The organism is Streptomyces olivaceoviridis (genome assembly GCF_014650115.1).
GTDB lineage: Bacteria > Actinomycetota > Actinomycetes > Streptomycetales > Streptomycetaceae > Streptomyces > Streptomyces olivaceoviridis.
In genome coordinates this window covers 346,763-362,789 of record NZ_BMUI01000005.1, presented here as the reverse complement: position 1 = coordinate 362,789, position 16,027 = coordinate 346,763, and the positions used below count along the sequence as shown (strand labels likewise).

General features: G+C 73.4%; 15 protein-coding genes. 7 read left to right on the top strand and 8 right to left on the bottom strand.

The window, feature by feature from the left end:
• The first annotated feature begins 108 nt into the window (after positions 1-108).
• The 3 genes from IE273_RS12890 to IE273_RS12880 all read left to right on the top strand — a co-directional run bounded on the left by IE273_RS12890 (position 109) and on the right by IE273_RS12880 (position 1,511).
• The gene (locus IE273_RS12890) at positions 109-270 is read left to right on the top strand and encodes a hypothetical protein (RefSeq protein WP_189815256.1); all 162 of its coding nucleotides are present in this window, start codon (positions 109-111) and stop codon (positions 268-270) included.
• A gap of 346 nt (positions 271-616) precedes the next feature.
• A complete protein-coding gene (locus IE273_RS43465) occupies positions 617-808 on the top strand; it encodes a hypothetical protein (protein ID WP_229887207.1) in 192 nt (63 codons plus the stop codon).
• The gene (locus IE273_RS12880) at positions 798-1,511 is read left to right on the top strand and encodes a haloacid dehalogenase type II (RefSeq protein ID WP_189815255.1); all 714 of its coding nucleotides are present in this window, start codon (positions 798-800) and stop codon (positions 1,509-1,511) included. The genes IE273_RS43465 and IE273_RS12880 overlap by 11 nt, the downstream gene beginning before the upstream one ends.
• Positions 1,512-1,556: 45 nt before the next feature.
• Here IE273_RS12880 and nrfD read toward each other — a convergent pair whose 3' ends face one another.
• A complete protein-coding gene (gene nrfD / locus IE273_RS12875; protein ID WP_189815254.1) occupies positions 1,557-2,576 on the bottom strand; it encodes an NrfD/PsrC family molybdoenzyme membrane anchor subunit in 1,020 nt (339 codons plus the stop codon).
• Complete coding sequence (locus tag IE273_RS12870; RefSeq protein WP_189815253.1) at positions 2,573-3,607, bottom strand: 4Fe-4S dicluster domain-containing protein; 1,035 nt, start codon at positions 3,605-3,607, stop codon at positions 2,573-2,575. The genes nrfD and IE273_RS12870 overlap by 4 nt, the downstream gene beginning before the upstream one ends.
• 248 nt (positions 3,608-3,855) lie before the next feature.
• Between IE273_RS12870 and IE273_RS43460 the strand changes: the two genes are divergently transcribed.
• The 4 genes from IE273_RS43460 to IE273_RS12855 all read left to right on the top strand — a co-directional run bounded on the left by IE273_RS43460 (position 3,856) and on the right by IE273_RS12855 (position 12,258).
• Positions 3,856-4,830: a hypothetical protein gene (locus IE273_RS43460; protein WP_229887206.1), complete on the top strand. Its 975-nt coding sequence runs from the start codon at positions 3,856-3,858 to the stop codon at positions 4,828-4,830.
• Positions 4,737-5,390 (top strand): thiamine pyrophosphate-dependent enzyme, encoded by a 654-nt coding sequence (locus tag IE273_RS43455; protein WP_229887205.1) that lies wholly within the window; start codon positions 4,737-4,739, stop codon positions 5,388-5,390. The genes IE273_RS43460 and IE273_RS43455 overlap by 94 nt, the downstream gene beginning before the upstream one ends.
• Positions 5,391-5,528: 138 nt before the next feature.
• Positions 5,529-9,785: a HAMP domain-containing protein gene (locus tag IE273_RS12860; RefSeq protein ID WP_189815252.1), complete on the top strand. Its 4,257-nt coding sequence runs from the start codon at positions 5,529-5,531 to the stop codon at positions 9,783-9,785.
• 61 nt (positions 9,786-9,846) lie between these two features.
• On the top strand, positions 9,847-12,258 hold the full coding sequence (locus tag IE273_RS12855; RefSeq protein ID WP_189815251.1) for a SpoIIE family protein phosphatase: 2,412 nt from the start codon (positions 9,847-9,849) through the stop codon (positions 12,256-12,258).
• Between the two features lie 18 nt (positions 12,259-12,276).
• On the opposite strand, the gene IE273_RS12850 is transcribed toward IE273_RS12855, so the two are convergent.
• From IE273_RS12850 to IE273_RS12825, 6 genes are all read right to left on the bottom strand, one after another.
• A complete protein-coding gene (locus IE273_RS12850) occupies positions 12,277-12,726 on the bottom strand; it encodes an ATP-binding protein (protein WP_189815250.1) in 450 nt (149 codons plus the stop codon).
• A 247-nt stretch (positions 12,727-12,973) separates the two neighbouring features.
• The gene (locus tag IE273_RS12845; protein WP_189815249.1) at positions 12,974-13,147 is read right to left on the bottom strand and encodes a CsbD family protein; all 174 of its coding nucleotides are present in this window, start codon (positions 13,145-13,147) and stop codon (positions 12,974-12,976) included.
• Between the two features lie 82 nt (positions 13,148-13,229).
• Positions 13,230-13,850 (bottom strand): DedA family protein, encoded by a 621-nt coding sequence (locus IE273_RS12840; protein ID WP_189815248.1) that lies wholly within the window; start codon positions 13,848-13,850, stop codon positions 13,230-13,232.
• 34 nt (positions 13,851-13,884) lie between these two features.
• Positions 13,885-15,150 carry a cation:proton antiporter gene (locus tag IE273_RS12835; protein ID WP_189815247.1) on the bottom strand — a complete coding sequence of 422 codons (1,266 nt, stop codon included), beginning with the start codon at positions 15,148-15,150 and terminating at the stop codon, positions 13,885-13,887.
• A 5-nt stretch (positions 15,151-15,155) separates the two neighbouring features.
• Positions 15,156-15,641: a cation:proton antiporter regulatory subunit gene (locus tag IE273_RS12830; protein ID WP_189815246.1), complete on the bottom strand. Its 486-nt coding sequence runs from the start codon at positions 15,639-15,641 to the stop codon at positions 15,156-15,158.
• 108 nt (positions 15,642-15,749) lie between these two features.
• Positions 15,750-15,923, bottom strand: a complete 174-nt coding sequence (locus IE273_RS12825) for a hypothetical protein (protein WP_189815245.1) — start codon at positions 15,921-15,923, stop codon at positions 15,750-15,752.
• Positions 15,924-16,027 lie beyond the last annotated feature (104 nt).

Sequence of the window (16,027 nt, the reverse complement as noted above, 5' to 3'; positions counted from 1 at the left end):
GGTGTGAGTCCGGCGTCCCGGGGGACTCCGCGCGTGCGGGGTGTCGGCGGACGGACCGGACAGGGTGCCCGTAATGTCCGGGTGGTCACGGTCCCGAGCGAGTGACGGGTGCCCGACAGGGGCGCGGGGGGCGTGCTCCCCGGGGCGATCGGCCTGCTGCCGGCCGCGCTCTGCCTGGTCTACGGCCGCTGGCTGCTCGTCGTGGCCGTGCCGCTGCTGATGCTGTCCGTCGCCCTCGCGGTGCACGGGACGACGGCGCGGGAGAAGTGAGGTGTCATGGAGCACGCGGCGCACGCGGCGCCCGCCTCCGTGGCGGCGACGGCCTGGCCGGCCGTCCTCGTCGCCGCGGTGGTCCCGGCGGCCGTCCGTTGCCCGCGCCACTCCCCGCTCCGGGAGCGGATCGGCGTTCCCGCGGGCGTGGCCCTGCCCCTGCCGGTCCTCACGCACGTCTGGGCCGTCCTCGGCGAGCCGTGTGCCTCGCACCACCCCGCGGGGCACTGGTCACCGAACCCGTCCTGCTCGCGACCGCGGTCCTGTTCCGGCTGCCGGCCGTCGCCCGCACCCGGCACGGCTGGACGGCCCGGGCCGCTGCCTCTACCTCGTCCTCGCCGCGCCGGTGCTCGACCTCCCGGCGGTCGGCATGGTCGCCACCGGCCACACCGCCGCCGGGCTCGCCATGATCGTGGGCATGCTGCCGGTCGGCATCGCGGTCGTGGCGGTCACCTGGTCGTGGGTGAACCGCGAGGAACGCGAGGCCCTGGCCGACGAGGCCGCCCACCTGGGAGGAGGAGATCCCGTTGCCTGGTGACGGACGCCCCCGCGTCCTCCTGTTCGACGTCAACGAAACCCTCACCGACCTGACCCCGCTCGCGGCCCGGATGGCGGAGACCGGGCTGCCGGAGCAGTCGCTCCCGGCCTGGTTCGCCGGTGTGCTGCGGGACGGGATCGCCCTGAGCCTGGCCGGGGGCCACGCCCACTTCGGCGACGTGGCCCGCGACGGACTGCGGACGCTCGCGGCCTCGGCACAGGGCGTGGCCGACCCCGAGGCGGCGGCGGACCACGTCCTCGCCGCGCTGCCCCGGCTGCCCCTCCACCCGGACGTCCCCGACGGCGTCCGGGCCCTGCGCGCCGCCGGGTACCGCCTGGTCACCCTCACCAACGGCTCCGCCGGCACCACCCGCGCGGTCCTCGACCGGGAAGGACTGACCGACTGTTTCGAGACACACCTCGACGTCGAGGCGGTGGGCCGCTGGAAGCCCGCCCGGGAGTCGTACGCCCACGCCGTGACAGCCGTGGGCGTTCCGGCCGACGAGGTCGTCCTGGTGTCGGTGCACCCCTGGGACATCGACGGCGCGGCCCGCGCCGGCCTCGCCACCGCCTGGCTGCGGCGCACTCCCCAGCCCTATCCGGCCACCCGGCTCCCCGCGGCCATCGAGGCCACCGGCCTGCGCGACCTGGCCGAACGGCTCGGCGCCCAGGGGCGGCTGATCGACGGGGAGGGCATCGGCTGAGGCCCGGCCGCCCGTGCGGTACGCCACGGGCGGCGGACGGCACCGTCAGCGGCCCCGCGCCCGGAGCCTCTCCCGCTGCGGGACGACCGTGTACCGGGGATCCTCCGCGGAGGCCACCCCGGCGTGGAAGACGCCGAAACGCAGCGCCGCCGAACCGGTGAGGAGGGCCGCTCCCGCCGCGACGGCCGGACGCCGGTCGCGCACCCGGGCCGAGAGCAGGGCCAGCGCGGCTCCGCCCGCCGTCAGCGCCTCCGACGCGCGCAGCAGCCGATGCGCCCTTCCCTGTTCGAAGGGCTCCGCGGTCAGCCCCATCCGCCGCTTCATCACCTGGAAGGTGCCCAGTTCCAGCACCGCTCCCAGCGCCGCCATCCGCCGCGCCGGTCCGGCCTGTGCGGTGGGCACCGCCAGCAGGGCGAGGCCGGCGGCCGACGTGGCCGCCGAACCCGCGAACACGAACGGCAGCTGCCGGTAGCCCTCGTGCCAGGACGGCACCGCCGTGTCCGAGAGCAGCACCGCGGTGTAGGTCGCCACGGCCGGGCCGAGAACGGCGGCACCCGCGGTGGCGGCCGAGCCCACCAGCCGGTACCGGCCCGCCACCTCGGTCGCCGCAGCCGCCAGGGTCAGCGGCGCGTACCCACTCAGGATCCAGGAGCCGACGCTCATCGGCGACGTGGGCTTGAACACCCGGAGCATGTTCAGGAACCGGGCCGGGCGCCCCAGGTCGTGCACCAGCGCCGCCAGCGACAACGTGATGGCACCGGCCGCGCCCAGCTTGGCCACCCTGCCGAGTTCCGCCCGCCCCGTGGCCGCGGCTCCCGCCGCCAGCAGCGAGGAGGCTCCGGCCAGCCCGCCCAGGTACAGATACCCGGCGATGTCCAGCGGCTTCCAGGTCGGCTTGTTGAGGACGGGCCTGCCGTAGTACGACGAGAACTCGGCATCCGGCACCATCGGCTGCTCGCCCCGCCCGCGCCGCCGCCGGCGACGCCCCGCGCGCACTCCCGTCGGTGCCTGACGGCCGGGCCGCGCGTGCCGCACCCCGTCCCGGGTCACATCGGATTCGCTCATCGCGGCCTCCGCACGAAGCTGCCGGCGGCGAGCGCGACCAGCGAGACGGCGGCCAGCGCCGCGTGCCGCCACATGGCGGGCAGGTCCCGGGTGGTGACCACCGGGTCCGGTGGCAGGCCGTACACCTCCGGCTCGTCCAGCAGCAGGAAGAACGCGCCGTCGCCGCCGACCCCGTCCTGCGGGCTCTCGCCGTACAGGCGGGCGTCGGTCACGCCGGCCGCGTGCAGTTGTGCCACCCGGGCCCGCGCGCGCTCCCGCAGCTCCTCCAGCGGGCCGAACTGGATGGAGTCCGTCGGGCAGGACTTCGCGCAGGCCGGTTCCATGCCGACGCCGAGCCGGTCGTAGCACAGCGTGCACTTCCACGCCCGGCCGTCGTCCTTGCGCTGGTCGATCACGCCGTACGGGCAGGCCGGCACGCAGTAGCCGCAGCCGTTGCAGATGTCCTCCTGGACGACGACCGTGCCGAACTCGGTCCGGAACAGCGAACCCGTCGGGCACACGTCCAGGCAGGCGGCGTGCGTGCAGTGCTTGCACACGTCGGACGCCATCAGCCAGCGCAACTCCGTCCGCCCGTCGGGGGAGACGGGCGAGATCTCCCCGGCGGGCGCGCCTTCGGCAGCCCGGTCCGGCGGGGGAGCGGTGGCGCCCGGCCCCGGGGAGGCGGCGCCGGTGCCGAGCCGGGACGCGGCGGCGAAGACGTCGATGTCGTCGTGGTCGTCGTGGTCGTCGTGCGCGACACCCGGCTCCTGCCCGGCCAGCGGCTTGCGCTGCTCGATGAAGGCCACGTGCCGCCAGGTGTCGGCGCCGAGGCCCTGTGTGTTGTCGTAGGACATGCCGGTCAGCAGGAGCCCGTCCTCCGGGACGGCGTTCCACTCCTTGCACGCGACCTCGCAGGCCTTGCAGCCGATGCACACCGAGGTGTCGGTGAAGAAGCCCATGCGCGGCGGGGCGTCCGGATAACCGGCCGCCCCGGCCACGTCCGGCTGCGGCCCGTACAGGAGGTTCCCGTGGCCCTCAACGCCGTCGCTCATGCGGTGCCTCCTCGTTCATGACTCGTCACCTTGCCCGGGTACCTCGCCCGGCGCGGTCCGCACGACCTCGACCCGGCGTTTCTCCCAAGCGGTGGCCGGCATCTCCACGCTCTTGGCGAAGTACCAGCGGCTGGGGGCGTTGCGCGGCCGGTGCCGGTGGAACCGGCGCCAGGACTCCCCGCCCTCGGCGCGCGGCCGGGGCGTGTCCCGCAGAGGATGTGGCAGGCCTCCTCGCGGGACTGCGGCGTGTGCGCCTCCTCGTAGCCGCCGCCCGCCGTGCGCCGCACCTCGCCGGCCGCCCCGCCTTCCAGGATCCTGCGCCGGTCGGCCGCTTGCAGCCCCAGACGGGCCCGCTTGGTGACGGGGTAGGTCACGAACGGCACCACGAACAGCGTGGTGCGGAACATCCGGGCCGGCAACTCCACCTCGCCGCCCCGGCGCCCCGGACACCGCCCGTCGCCCGGCCCGTTCCGCCGCCCCCGCGGCCGCCCGCCGAGGAGGACCTGCGGCGCGCGGCCGATGTGCTCGACGGCGCCGGGAAGGCCGTCGTCGTCGTGGGGGACGCGGGCCGCCCGGCGTCCCGCCAGGCGGTCGAAGTGGTCCGGCTGCTGGGCGCCGGGGTCGCCACGACGGCCCTGGCCCGCGACGCCCTGCCCGACGCCCTGCCGTACCTGGCCGGTGTGGCGGGCCCGCTCGGCAGCGAGGCCGCCGCGACCCTGCCGCGGGAGTGCGACACGCTGCTGCTCGCCGGCGCCGAGGACCTGGGCCCCGCCGTGCTCCCCGGTCCCGGCCGGTGCCGGATCGTCACCGTGGACCGGGAGCCCGATGACTGCCCGCTGGAAGGCGGGGCACCGGCCGTACGGGTGACCGGCGACGTCACGGCCTGCCTGGAAGCACTCGCCCCGCTCCCGCGCCACACCGCGGACCGCGCCTGGCGCACCCGGGCCGAGCGGCTCGTGGGGGCCTGGCGGGATGAGGGGGCGGCCAGGTCCCGCCGCTGCTTCGGTACGTCGGTGGCCCCCGCCCGGTCGTCGCCGAGCTGTCGGACCGGTTGCCCGACCGGGCCGTCGTCACCGACTCCGGCACCTCACTGGACTGGTGGACCCGCCACCTCCGGCTGCGGCCCCGCATGCGGTCCCTGCTCTCGGGCCACCTCGGCCTGCCCGGCGCGGCCGTCCCCTACGCCGTGGCGGCCCGGTTCGCCGCCCCCGACCGGCCGGTGATCGTCCTGGTCGGCGACGGCGCCCTCCAGGGCGGCGGCCTGAACGAACCGCTCACCGTGCGCCGCCATCTCGACCGGCTGGCCGCCCTGCCCCGCTCGTGTTCTGCGTCTTCGGCAACGGCGATCCGAACCGGCTCACCTGGCAGCGCAGGGCCGCGGCCGGCGATCCGCTGGTCCCGCTCTCCGCCGAGGTCCCCGCCCTGCCGTACGCCGAATGCGCACGCCTGGCCGGACTGCCCGCCGTCCGCCGCGACCGGCCCCGGTACGGCGGCTCGGTCTGGGCCGACGTGGTCGCCGGACGCGGACCGCTGCTGCTGGAGTCCGTGGTGGACGGCGAGACGCCGGACTGGGCGGCCGGGGTGGGCACGGCGGACCACTCCCGCCCGGCCCCGCTCCGCACGCCCCCGGCGACATTCCTGCGCGTGTCCGGCTGAGCGCACCCGCGGCCAAACCGCTGCGAGTACCCGGTTGACGCACCTTCACACCTGTGAGCGGCCGGTGAATTTCGTGGTCGCCGGAGGTCGGCCGGATGCTTTGTCCGAGGCCGTGAAGGTGGGTTAGCCTGCGGCGTATTTTTCTCATCATGCAAATCCGTGAACTGCGGAAATGCACACACCAACGGCCGGGCGGCGCTGTGCTCCCGGCCGCGGTTCCGAGCCCTCGCCGCGGGGGCTCTTGGGGAGCGGATCGAGGGTGCGCATGGCCGGCAAGGCGACCGGGACGACCGAGGCTGTCCCGGGTGACCACGAACTGAGAATGCTGCTCGCGGGGCTGACCGCCGTGCGCGACGGGGACTTCGGCACCCGGCTGCCGGACGACTCCACCGGGCTCATGGGCGACATCGCCACCGTCTTCAACGGCATGGTCGACCAGCTGTCCGTGTTCACCTCCGAAGTCACCCGGGTGGCCCGCGAGGTCGGCACCGAGGGCACCCTCGGCGGTCAGGCCCAGGTGCCCGGTGTCTCCGGCACCTGGGCCGACCTCACCGACTCCGTCAACGCGATGGCGGGCAACCTCACCACGCAGGTGCGCGACATCGCGCAGGTCGCCACCGCCGTGGCCAAGGGCGACCTGTCCCAGAAGAACGACGTGCCCGCGCGCGGCGAGATCCTCCAGCTGAAGGAAACCGTCAACACGATGGTGGACCAGCTCTCGGCGTTCGCGGACGAGGTCACGCGGGTGGCCCGCGAGGTGGGCACCGAGGGCCGGCTCGGCGGTCAGGCCCAGGTCCCCGGGGTCGCGGGGGTCTGGCGGGACCTGACGGACTCGGTCAACTTCATGGCCGGGAACCTGACGGCGCAGGTGCGCAACGTGGCCCAGGTGACGACCGCGGTGGCGCAGGGTGATCTGTCGCAGAAGATCACGGTGGACGCGCGGGGCGAGATCCTGGAGCTGAAGAGCACCATCAACACGATGGTGGACCAGCTCTCGGCGTTCGCCGACGAGGTGACACGGGTGGCCCGCGAGGTGGGTACGGAGGGCCGGCTCGGCGGCCAGGCGGACGTCAAGGGCGTCAAGGGCACCTGGCGGGACCTGACGGACTCGGTCAACTTCATGGCCGGGAACCTGACGGCGCAGGTGCGCAACGTGGCCCAGGTGGCCACCGCGGTGGCGCAGGGTGATCTGTCGCAGAAGATCACGGTGGACGCGCGGGGTGAGATCCTGGAGCTGAAGAACACCATCAACACGATGGTCGACCAGCTCTCCGCGTTCGCCGACGAGGTCACGCGGGTGGCCCGCGAGGTGGGTACGGAGGGCCGGCTCGGCGGGCAGGCCCAGGTGCGCGGGGTCGCCGGCACCTGGAAGGACCTCACCGACAACGTCAACGTGATGGCCTCCAACCTCACCGGCCAGGTCCGCTCCATCGCCCAGGTCGCCACCGCCGTCGCCAAGGGCGATCTGTCCCAGAAGATCACCGTCGAGGCCAAGGGCGAGGTCGCCGCCCTCGCCGATGTGATCAACACGATGGTCGACACCCTGTCGGCGTTCGCCGACGAGGTGACCCGGGTGGCCCGCGAGGTGGGCACCGAGGGCCGGCTCGGCGGCCAGGCGCACGTGCCCCATGTGGCCGGCACCTGGAAGGACCTCACCGACAACGTCAACTCCATGGCCAACAACCTCACCGGCCAGGTCCGCAACATCGCGCTGGTGACCACCGCCGTGGCCAAGGGCGACCTGTCGAAGAAGATCGACGTCGACGCCCGCGGCGAGATCCTCGAACTGAAGACCACCATCAACACGATGGTCGACCAGCTCTCCGCCTTCGCCGACGAGGTGACCCGGGTGGCCCGCGAGGTGGGCACCGAGGGCCGGCTCGGCGGACAGGCCGAGGTCGAGGGCGTCTCCGGCACCTGGAAGCGGCTCACCGAGAACGTCAACGAACTCGCCGGCAACCTCACCCGTCAGGTTCGCGCCATCGCCGACGTCGCCAGCGCCGTCGCCGAGGGCGACCTGACCCGCTCCATCACCGTCGACGCCTCCGGCGAGGTCGCCGACCTCAAGGACAACATCAACTCCATGGTGGAGTCCCTGCGCGAGACCACCCGGGCCAACCAGGAACAGGACTGGCTCAAGACCAACCTCGCCCGGATCTCCGGCCTCATGCAGGGCCACCGCGACCTGCCCGTCGTCGCCGAACTCATCATGGACGAGTTGGTGCCGCAGGTGTCCGCCCAGTACGGTGCCTTCTACCTCGCCGACGAGAGCGACTCCGGACCCGAGCTGCGGCTTGTCGGCTCCTACGGCCGGCCCGAGGAGGACACCCGGCCCGTCCGCATCACGTTCGGCCGCTCCCTGGTCGGCCAGGCCGCGCGCAGCCGCCGTACCATCGGCGTGGACGAGCTGCCGCCCGGATACGTCACCATCTCCTCCGGGCTCGGACAGGTAGAGCCGACCGCGCTGCTGCTGCTGCCGATCGTCTTCGAGGAGCAGGTCCTCGGCGTCATCGAGCTGGCCTCCGTCACCCCGTTCACCACCGTCCAGCGGGACTTCCTCCAGCAACTGGTGGACACCATCGGGGTCAACGTCAACACCATCGTCGCCAACGCCCGCACCGACGAACTGCTCCAGGAGTCGCAGCGGCTGACCAGCGAACTCCAGTCCCGCTCGGCCGAGTTGCAGGCCCGGCAGGAGGAACTCCAGCGCTCCAACGCCGAACTGGAGGAGAAGGCCTCGCTGCTGGCGGAGCAGAACCGGGACATCGAGGCGAAGAACCTCCAGATCGAACAGGCCCGGCAGGAACTGGAGGCACGCGCCCAGCAGCTGTCGCTCGCCTCCAAGTACAAGTCCGAGTTCCTCGCGAACATGAGCCACGAACTGCGCACCCCGCTCAACAGCCTCCTTATCCTCGCCCAGTTGCTGGCCCAGAACCCCTCCCGCAACCTCACCCCGAAGCAGGTCGAGTACGCGGGCATCATCCACTCGGCCGGCTCCGACCTGCTCCAGCTCATCAACGACATCCTGGACCTGTCCAAGGTCGAGGCCGGCAAGATGGACGTCAGCCCCGAACGGGTCCCGCTGCGGCAGCTCATCGACTACGTCGAGGCCACCTTCCGCCCGATGACCTCCCAGAAGAGCCTGGACTTCACCGTCACCACGGCCCCCGGGGCCCCCGCCGACCTGCTCACCGACGACTCCCGGCTCCGGCAGATCCTGCGCAACCTGCTGTCCAACGCGGTGAAGTTCACCGAGCAGGGCGGTGTCGAACTGCGCGTCGAACCCGTCGGCGACGACGAGGTGCCCGCCGGCGTCGTGCGCGGCGGCGCGGTCGTCGCCTTCCGGGTGAAGGACACCGGCATCGGCATCCCCGAACAGCAACTGGAGACGATCTTCGGCGCGTTCCAGCAGGCGGACGGCACCACGAGCCGCAAGTACGGCGGCACCGGGCTCGGTCTGTCCATCACCCGGGAGATCGCCCACCTGCTCGGCGGCGCCGTCACCGTGGACAGCACCCCCGGCAGGGGCAGCACGTTCACCCTCTTCCTCCCGGTGGCCCGGCCGGACTTCGACGAACTCCTGCGCAACGGCCGCTCCGTCCTGAAGACCGGACAGGAGGCCGTGGACGAGCCGGACGGCCCCGTCCAGCAGCGTCCGCCGGTCCTCGCGCGGCGGGAGCGGCCACGCCGCCTGCTCGTCGTCGAGGAGCGCCCGCGCGGACTGCTGACGCTCGTCGCCGAGAGCGTCGTGCGGGATCTGGAAACCGGCCGCACCGACGGCGACGGCACTCCCGTCGACATCATCACCGCGGTCGGCGCCCAGGAAGCGGCCGGTGCCCTCGCCGCCGAACCCTGCCACTGCGTCGTCGTGGACCTGGGCGTGCCCGACGGGGAGTCGGCCCGGTTCCTGGAGGCGCTGCGCGCCGACTCGGCCCTGACCGGTGTCCCGGTGCTGGTGCACGGCTCGCACCGTACCGAACCCCTCGCCGAGGACGCCGCGGGCGGTTCGCTGGAGTACCTGTTCAGCCTGGACGAGCTGCGCGAACGGATCGCGCTGCACCTGTCCGCCGAGGAGCCCGGCGAGGTGCTCACCCTCGTCCGCGGGGACGAGACCCAGCACACCGCGCCCCACCTGATCGACGAGCACACCCGGGGCCGTACCGTCCTCGTCGTCGACGACGACGCCCGGAACCTGTTCGCGCTCAGCGGCATCCTCGAACTGCACGGCTTCCGCGTCCTGCACGCGGAGAACGGCCGCAAGGGCATCGAGACACTGCTGCACAACCCGGACGTCGAACTCGTCCTGATGGACGTGATGATGCCCGAGATGGACGGCTACACCGCCACGGCCGAGATCCGCAAGATGCCGCAGTACGCCGACCTGCCGGTCATCGCCGTGACCGCCAAGGCCATGCAGGGCGACCGGGAGAAGAGCCTCGCCTCCGGCGCCAGCGACTACGTCACCAAACCGGTCGACACCCATGACCTCATCGCCTGTGTCCGGCGCTGGCTCCCCGCATGATCACGGCCATGAGCACGGCACAGTGCGCCCGCCCCTTCGCAGGCCGAGGAGTACCGATCCGGTGAACGCGTACGAACCGGGCACGCCCGCAGGCGTGCCCGCCCCGCTCCCCGCCGCCGACGCGGTGTCGTCCGGCGTACCCGCCACCTCCCCGGTCGGCCGGCTCGCCGCCACCGTGGACCGGCTGCGCCGCGAGGTACAGGTGGCGCAGGCCGAGGCGGAGGGCCGGGCGCTGGTCGAACTGGCCAAGGGCATCCTGGTCGAACGCCTCGGCTGCGGCCCCGCCCAGGCCGCGCGTCAGCTCGCCGAACTCACCGAGCAGGCGCAGGTGACCCCGCTGGAGTTCGCGGTGGAGGTCATCAACCAGGCGGCCCGGGACCGCGTCGCGGAGGTCACCGAGGCGTTCCTGTCCGTCGCCGCGGACCCGTCCGGGCCCGTCGCGGAGTCCGCCGCCGTACGGCTGCGCGCCGCCGAGAGCGGTCTCCTGGCCGCCCACGACACCCAGGCGATGGCCGACTCCCTGCTCGACCACGCCCTGCGCCCGCTGGGCGCGGTCGCCGTCGCCATCTGGTCGGCCCGCTCCGACGGCTCGCTGACCCTCGCGGGCAGCGCCGGTTTCCCGCCGGGCGAGGCGGCCCGCTGGCACTACGTCCCGCCCGACGTGGCCACCGTGGCCCGGCGGGGCCTGACCGAGCCCGACGGGCAGTGGCTGCCGTCGCTCGCCGGGTCCGGGCTGCCCACCATCGGCCGCCGCGAGTACGCCGACGGCGCCCGCATCGCCGTACCCGCCGGGGCGGGCGGCCGGATCCACGGCGTCCTGGAGATCGCCTGGCCCAAGCCGGAGGAACCGCTGCCGCGCCCCGTCCTCCGGCAGGTGGAGGCCCTCGCCGAGCTGTGCGCGCACTCCCTGGAGAGCTTCGTGCCGCCGCCCGGCACCGGACCGGAACCCGGGCTGCTGCCCGACGTGGTCGAGCTGATGGACCTGGCCGACGGGCTGCACGACCCGGCCCTGGTGCTCGTGCCGCACCTCGACGACACCGGACAGCTGGTCGACTTCCGCATCCAGCACGTCAACAGCCGCTTCCTGGACCCGGCGGGCCGGCCCCGGGCGGTCGTGGGCGGCGCCCTGCTGCTGGAGGCCTACCCGATGGCCGCAGGCGACAGCGAGCTGTTCCAGCGGGTGGAACGGGTCTACGCCACCGGCGAGCCGTTCCGCGCCCGCCGGATGCGGCTGACCGCCCTGGTCGACCAGGTACCGCTGTCCGCCGTCGCCGACATCAGCATCAGCCGGCACGGCTCCGCCGTGCTGCTGATCTGGCGGATCGAGGACGAGACCGCGCGGCTGGCCAGCCTGCTCCAGCACGCCCAGCGGCTCGGCCGGATCGGCGGTTTCGAGGAGAACCTGCTCACCGGCGAGATCACCTGGAACGGCCAGCTCTTCAGCCTGTACGGCCGCCCGCCCACGAGCCCCCCGGTCGCGCTCCAGGACCTGCCGGCCCACGCCCACCCCGACGACGCCGTCATCCTCGGCCGCTTCCTGCGCACCGTGCTGCACCACCGCAGGCCCGCCTCCGCCGCGTTCCGGCTGCTGCGCCCGGACGGCGTGACCCGGCACATCCGGGTGGTCGCCGAACCCGTCCTCGACACCGGCGGCCAGCTCTTCGGCGTCCGCGGCGCCTACCAGGACATCTCCGCCCAGCACTGGACCGAGGTCGCCCTCGCCGCCACCCGCGACCAGCTGGCCCACACCGAGCAGCAGGCCGTGGAGCGCAACCGGCTCACCCTCCAGCTCCAGCACGCCATCATGCCCCCGGCCCAGGCCCCGCTGCGGGTGCCCGGCCTCCAGGTGGCGGTGCGCTACCGGCCCGCCGAGACCGAGCACCTGGTCGGCGGCGACTGGTACGACGCCGTGGTGCTGCCCTCCGGACTGGTCCTGCTGTGCGTCGGTGACGTCGCCGGGCACGGTATCGAGGCGGCGACCAGCATGGTCGTCCTGCGCAACGCGCTGCGTGGCCTCGCGGTGACCGGCGCCGGCCCGGCGCAGCTGCTGTCCTGGCTGAACATCGTCGCCCACCATCTGACCGGCGCCGTCACCGCGACCGCCGTGTGCGGCCTGTACGACGGCGAGCGGCGGACCCTGCGCTGGGCGCGGGCGGGCCATCTGCCGCCGGTGCTGGTACGGGAGGCGGACGCCACCGCGCTGCCCCCGGTCAAGGGGCTGCTGCTGGGCGCCGTCCCGGAGGCGCGGTACGAGGAGACGGAGGTGCAGCTGGCCGCCGGGGACACCCTGCTGATGTACACCGACGGCCTGATCGAGCGCCGGGACCGCTCGGTGGAGGAGTCGCTGTCGCATCTGCTGGACACGGCGCGCGCGGCGCCCAGCACCCTGGACCAGAAACTGGACCGGCTGCTCACCTACAGCAGGTCGGACACCGACGACGACACCTGCATCGTCGGCATCAGGGTCGCCTGACGCTCCCGGCCCGGCGGGTCAGCCGGCGTCCGGCGCCACGAGCGGCACGGTCGCGGTGACCCGCTTGCCCCGGGACAGCCAGGTCACCTCCAGGCCGCGGGAGACCATCGCCACGAGGTGCAGACCGTGGCCGCCGACCCGCCGGGGATCGGGGGGACGCCGGCGCGGCGGCTCCTCGGAGGTGTCCGTGACGGAGATGCGCAGCGCGGTGGCGTCGGGCAGCAGCTCCAGGCGCAGCGCGCACGGGCCGGGCGCGTGCTTGGCCGCGTTGGTGACGAGCTCGCTGACGACGAGCTGGGCATCCTGCACCGGCCGGCGCCCCGGTGTGGGCCGCGCCCGCGCCAGCAGGGCCGCGACGGCGTCTCTCGCCTCGGCGATGCTGGAGACGCCGGTGTCCCAGGTGCGGCTGTAGCGCAGGGGCGCGGCGCGGTCCTGCGTCGTCGCGTGGGTCCTGAGCGGGATGTCCATACCTCGTTGCCCTTTTTCCTCTGGGGTCAGGGGCCCTTCCTGTGCACAGGGGGGTCGTTGCCGTCCCTGCCCGCTTACCCGCAGGACGGCCGGTCAAGGGGACGTCACCGAGGAATCCTCCGGATGCTCACGAAGCCCTGCTGAGGGGTGGCGCGGCGGTGCGGGAACACAGCGGAACGGGCCCGGGAGGCCCGCTCGCGCGGGATCTCCGGACCCGTTCCGCTGCCGGATCGCTCTTCGGTCCTGCTCAGCGCTTGAAGACGTCCTTGGCCTTCTCCTTGGCCTGCCGGGCGTCACCCTTGGCGCCCTCCATGCGGCCCTCGGCCTCCACGCTCTCGTTGCCGACGGCGCGGCCCGCGGCCTCCTTGACCTTGCCCTTGGCCTGCTCAGCCTTGGCCTTCGCCTTCTGGTTGCCGGCCATCACCTGTCACATCCCCACATCGACGCGGTCTCTGGTCGCCATCCGAATTACCGCTGTGCGGCCGTCCAAACCACTGTCCGCATCAGGGCTCGCGGCGGCGCCGCACGAGGTGCCGTACGACGAACGCCGCGAGGAGGACGGCGACGGCGATGAGGACGTACAGCTGGTAGCGCCGGATCTCGTCGTAGATCGCGGTGACGTGGCTGCCCGCGAGGTAGGCCAGGGTCGTCCACAGGCCGACCCACAGGGCCGCGCCTAGGGCGTTGAAGGCGAGGAAGCGGCGCCAGTGCATGCCGGTCGTGCCGGCGATGACGCCGTTGGCCTGGCGCAGGCCCTCGACGAACCGGGCCACCGTCACGATCTTGCCGCCGTGCCGGGTGAAGAACGCCTCGGCGGCCTCGAACCGCTTGGGCGTCAGGAAGACGTACTTGCCCCACCGGTGCACGAAGGCCCGCCCGCCGAACCGGCCGATCAGGTAGCCGAGGTTGTCCCCGGCGACGGCCGCGGCGAACGCGATGACCGCCACGGTCACGACGTTCAGCCGCCCCGTGCCCGCGTACACCCCCGCCGCGAGCAGGATGGTCTCGCCGGGCGCGGGGACGCCGAAGTCCTCGACGAAGACCACCGCCCCCACGGCCCAGTAGCCGTAGTGGCCGAGCAGTGGCTCCAGGTGGGCCAGCGGTCCGGGAAGCGGAGGCGACATGCCTCCACGGTACGTCGGTGCGGCGGTGCGGTGATCAGGGCCGGCTGACCGAGGCTGCCTGGTCCTGCTGGTCGTGGCTGTCCCGCTGGTCCCGCGCGGTGGTTTCCGGGCCGGCCTCGGCCTCCGGTGCCGTGTGCCGGTCCCGGCGGCCGGTCAGGCGCCGGGCGAGCGGCTCGGTGTACCGGGCGGTCAGCGGGCCGAGCACGACCAGGAGCAGCACGTAGGCGGTGGCCAGCGGGCCGAGGTCGGAGTCGATGCCGGAGGTGACGGCGAGCCCCGCGATGACGATGGAGAACTCGCCGCGGGCGACCAGGGTGCCGCCGGCCCGCCACCGGCCCCGGGCCGAGATGCCCGCGCGGCGGGCCGCCCAGTAGCCGGTGGCGACCTTGGTGAGGGTGGTGACGACGGCCAGGGCGAGGGCGGGCAGCAGCACCGGCGGGATGCTGGCCGGATCGGTGTGCAGTCCGAAGAAGACGAAGAACACCGCCGCGAACAGGTCCCGCAGCGGGGCGAGGAGATGGTGGGCACCCTCGGCGACCTCCCCGGACAGGGCGATGCCCACCAGGAACGCGCCGACCGCCGCCGAGACCTGGAGCTGCTGGGCGACACCGGCCACCACCAGCGTCAGCCCGAGCACCACCAGCAGCAGCTTCTCGGGGTCGTCGGTGGAGACGAACCGGGAGATGTGCCGGCCGTAGCGGACCGCGACCAGCAGCACCAGGCCCGCCACGCCGAGCGCGATGGCCAGCGTGACGCTGCCGGCCGCGAAACCGGTCCCGGCCAGCAGGGCCGTGACCACGGGCAGGTAGACGGCCATGGACAGGTCCTCCAGCACCAGGATGCTGAGGATCACCGGCGTCTCCCGGTTGCCGATCCGGCCGAGGTCGCCGAGGACCTTGGCGATGACGCCGGAGGAGGAGATCCAGGTGATGCCGGCCAGGACGACGGCGGCGATCGGGCCCCAGCCCAGCAGCAGGGCCATGGCGGCGCCGGGCAGGGCGTTGAGGGCGGCGTCGACGATCCCGGCCGGGTACTGGGTCTTCAGGTTGGAGACCAGATCGCCGGCCGTGTATTCGAGCCCCAGCATGAGCAGCAGCAGGACCACGCCGATCTCGGCGCCGATCGCGACGAACTCCTCGCTGGTGCCGAGCGGCAGCAGACCGCCCTCGCCGAAGGCGAGTCCGGCCAGCAGATACAGCGGGATGGGCGAGAACCGCAGGCGGGCGGCGAGCCGGCCCAGCAGCCCGAGGCCCAGGATGATGGCGCCGAACTCGATCAGGAAGACCGCGGAGGAGTGCATCCGGATCACTCCCGCCCGAGTATCGCGGCGGCGGCGTCGACGCCCTCGCGGGTGCCGATGACGATCAGGGTGTCCCCGCCGGCCAGCCGGAAACCGGGGCCGGGGGAGGGGATCGCCTCGGCGCGGCGCAGGACGGCCACGATCGACACGCCGGTCTCGGTGCGCATCCGGGTCTCGCCGAGCAGCCGTCCGTTCCAGTGCGAGGTCCCGGACAGCTCGATCCGCTCGGCCACCAGGCCCAGCTCCGTGGTGGAGAGCAGGGTGGGGCTGTGGTGGGTCGGCTTCAGCGCGTCGACCAGCGCCTCCGCCTCCTGGCCGGTGAGATGGACCGACAGGGCGCAGGCGTCCGGATCGTCACGCTGGTAGGCGCTGAGCGTGCGTGAACCGTCCCGGTGGGCCACCACCGACAGGTGGCGGTGTTCGCGTGTCGTCAGGTCGTACCGGACGCCGATACCCGGCAACGGTGTCCTGCTGGTGCGTGCGGCGCTCATGGTGCCCCCCTGCCCGGCTTGAATGTTTCTTGGTGAAACTTTTAGCCGAACCCTACCCCGAAGGGTGATCGTCCGGGGGAGGGGGCGGAGCGGGCGGGGGGCGGGGTGCTATGAACCGGAGACGGCGGCCCCCTCGTCGACGGCGGAATCGGGCTGGCAGGAGTGGCACAGCTCGTGGTCCCCGTCGCGGGTGACGACGGTTCCCCAGCCGAGGCACTGCTCGCAGTCGCGGGCGAGGGCCAGATCAGGGCGGGGCGGGTTGCGGTGGGCTCCGTGCGCCATACGGTGAGCGGCTCCTTGCGGTCGCGGGGCGTGGTGCGCGGGATGCGGGCGATCGGAATGACGTCCGTTATGTCCCACTTATTCCCCCATGTCAGTGATAAATG

Bases quoted from the DNA above. Each gene is read 5' to 3' on its own strand.
- nrfD (WP_189815254.1), bottom strand. From the start codon at position 2,576: ATGAGCGAATCCGATGTGACCCGGGACGGGGTGCGGCACGCGCGGCCC.
- IE273_RS12870 (WP_189815253.1), bottom strand. From the start codon at position 3,607: ATGAGCGACGGCGTTGAGGGCCACGGGAACCTCCTGTACGGGCCGCAG.
- IE273_RS43455 (WP_229887205.1), top strand. From the start codon at position 4,737: ATGCGGTCCCTGCTCTCGGGCCACCTCGGCCTGCCCGGCGCGGCCGTC.
- IE273_RS12860 (WP_189815252.1), top strand. From the start codon at position 5,529: ATGGCCGGCAAGGCGACCGGGACGACCGAGGCTGTCCCGGGTGACCAC.
- IE273_RS12850 (WP_189815250.1), bottom strand. From the start codon at position 12,726: ATGGACATCCCGCTCAGGACCCACGCGACGACGCAGGACCGCGCCGCG.
- IE273_RS12845 (WP_189815249.1), bottom strand. From the start codon at position 13,147: ATGGCCGGCAACCAGAAGGCGAAGGCCAAGGCTGAGCAGGCCAAGGGC.
- IE273_RS12840 (WP_189815248.1), bottom strand. From the start codon at position 13,850: ATGTCGCCTCCGCTTCCCGGACCGCTGGCCCACCTGGAGCCACTGCTC.
- IE273_RS12835 (WP_189815247.1), bottom strand. From the start codon at position 15,150: ATGCACTCCTCCGCGGTCTTCCTGATCGAGTTCGGCGCCATCATCCTG.
- IE273_RS12830 (WP_189815246.1), bottom strand. From the start codon at position 15,641: ATGAGCGCCGCACGCACCAGCAGGACACCGTTGCCGGGTATCGGCGTC.
- IE273_RS12825 (WP_189815245.1), bottom strand. From the start codon at position 15,923: ATGGCGCACGGAGCCCACCGCAACCCGCCCCGCCCTGATCTGGCCCTC.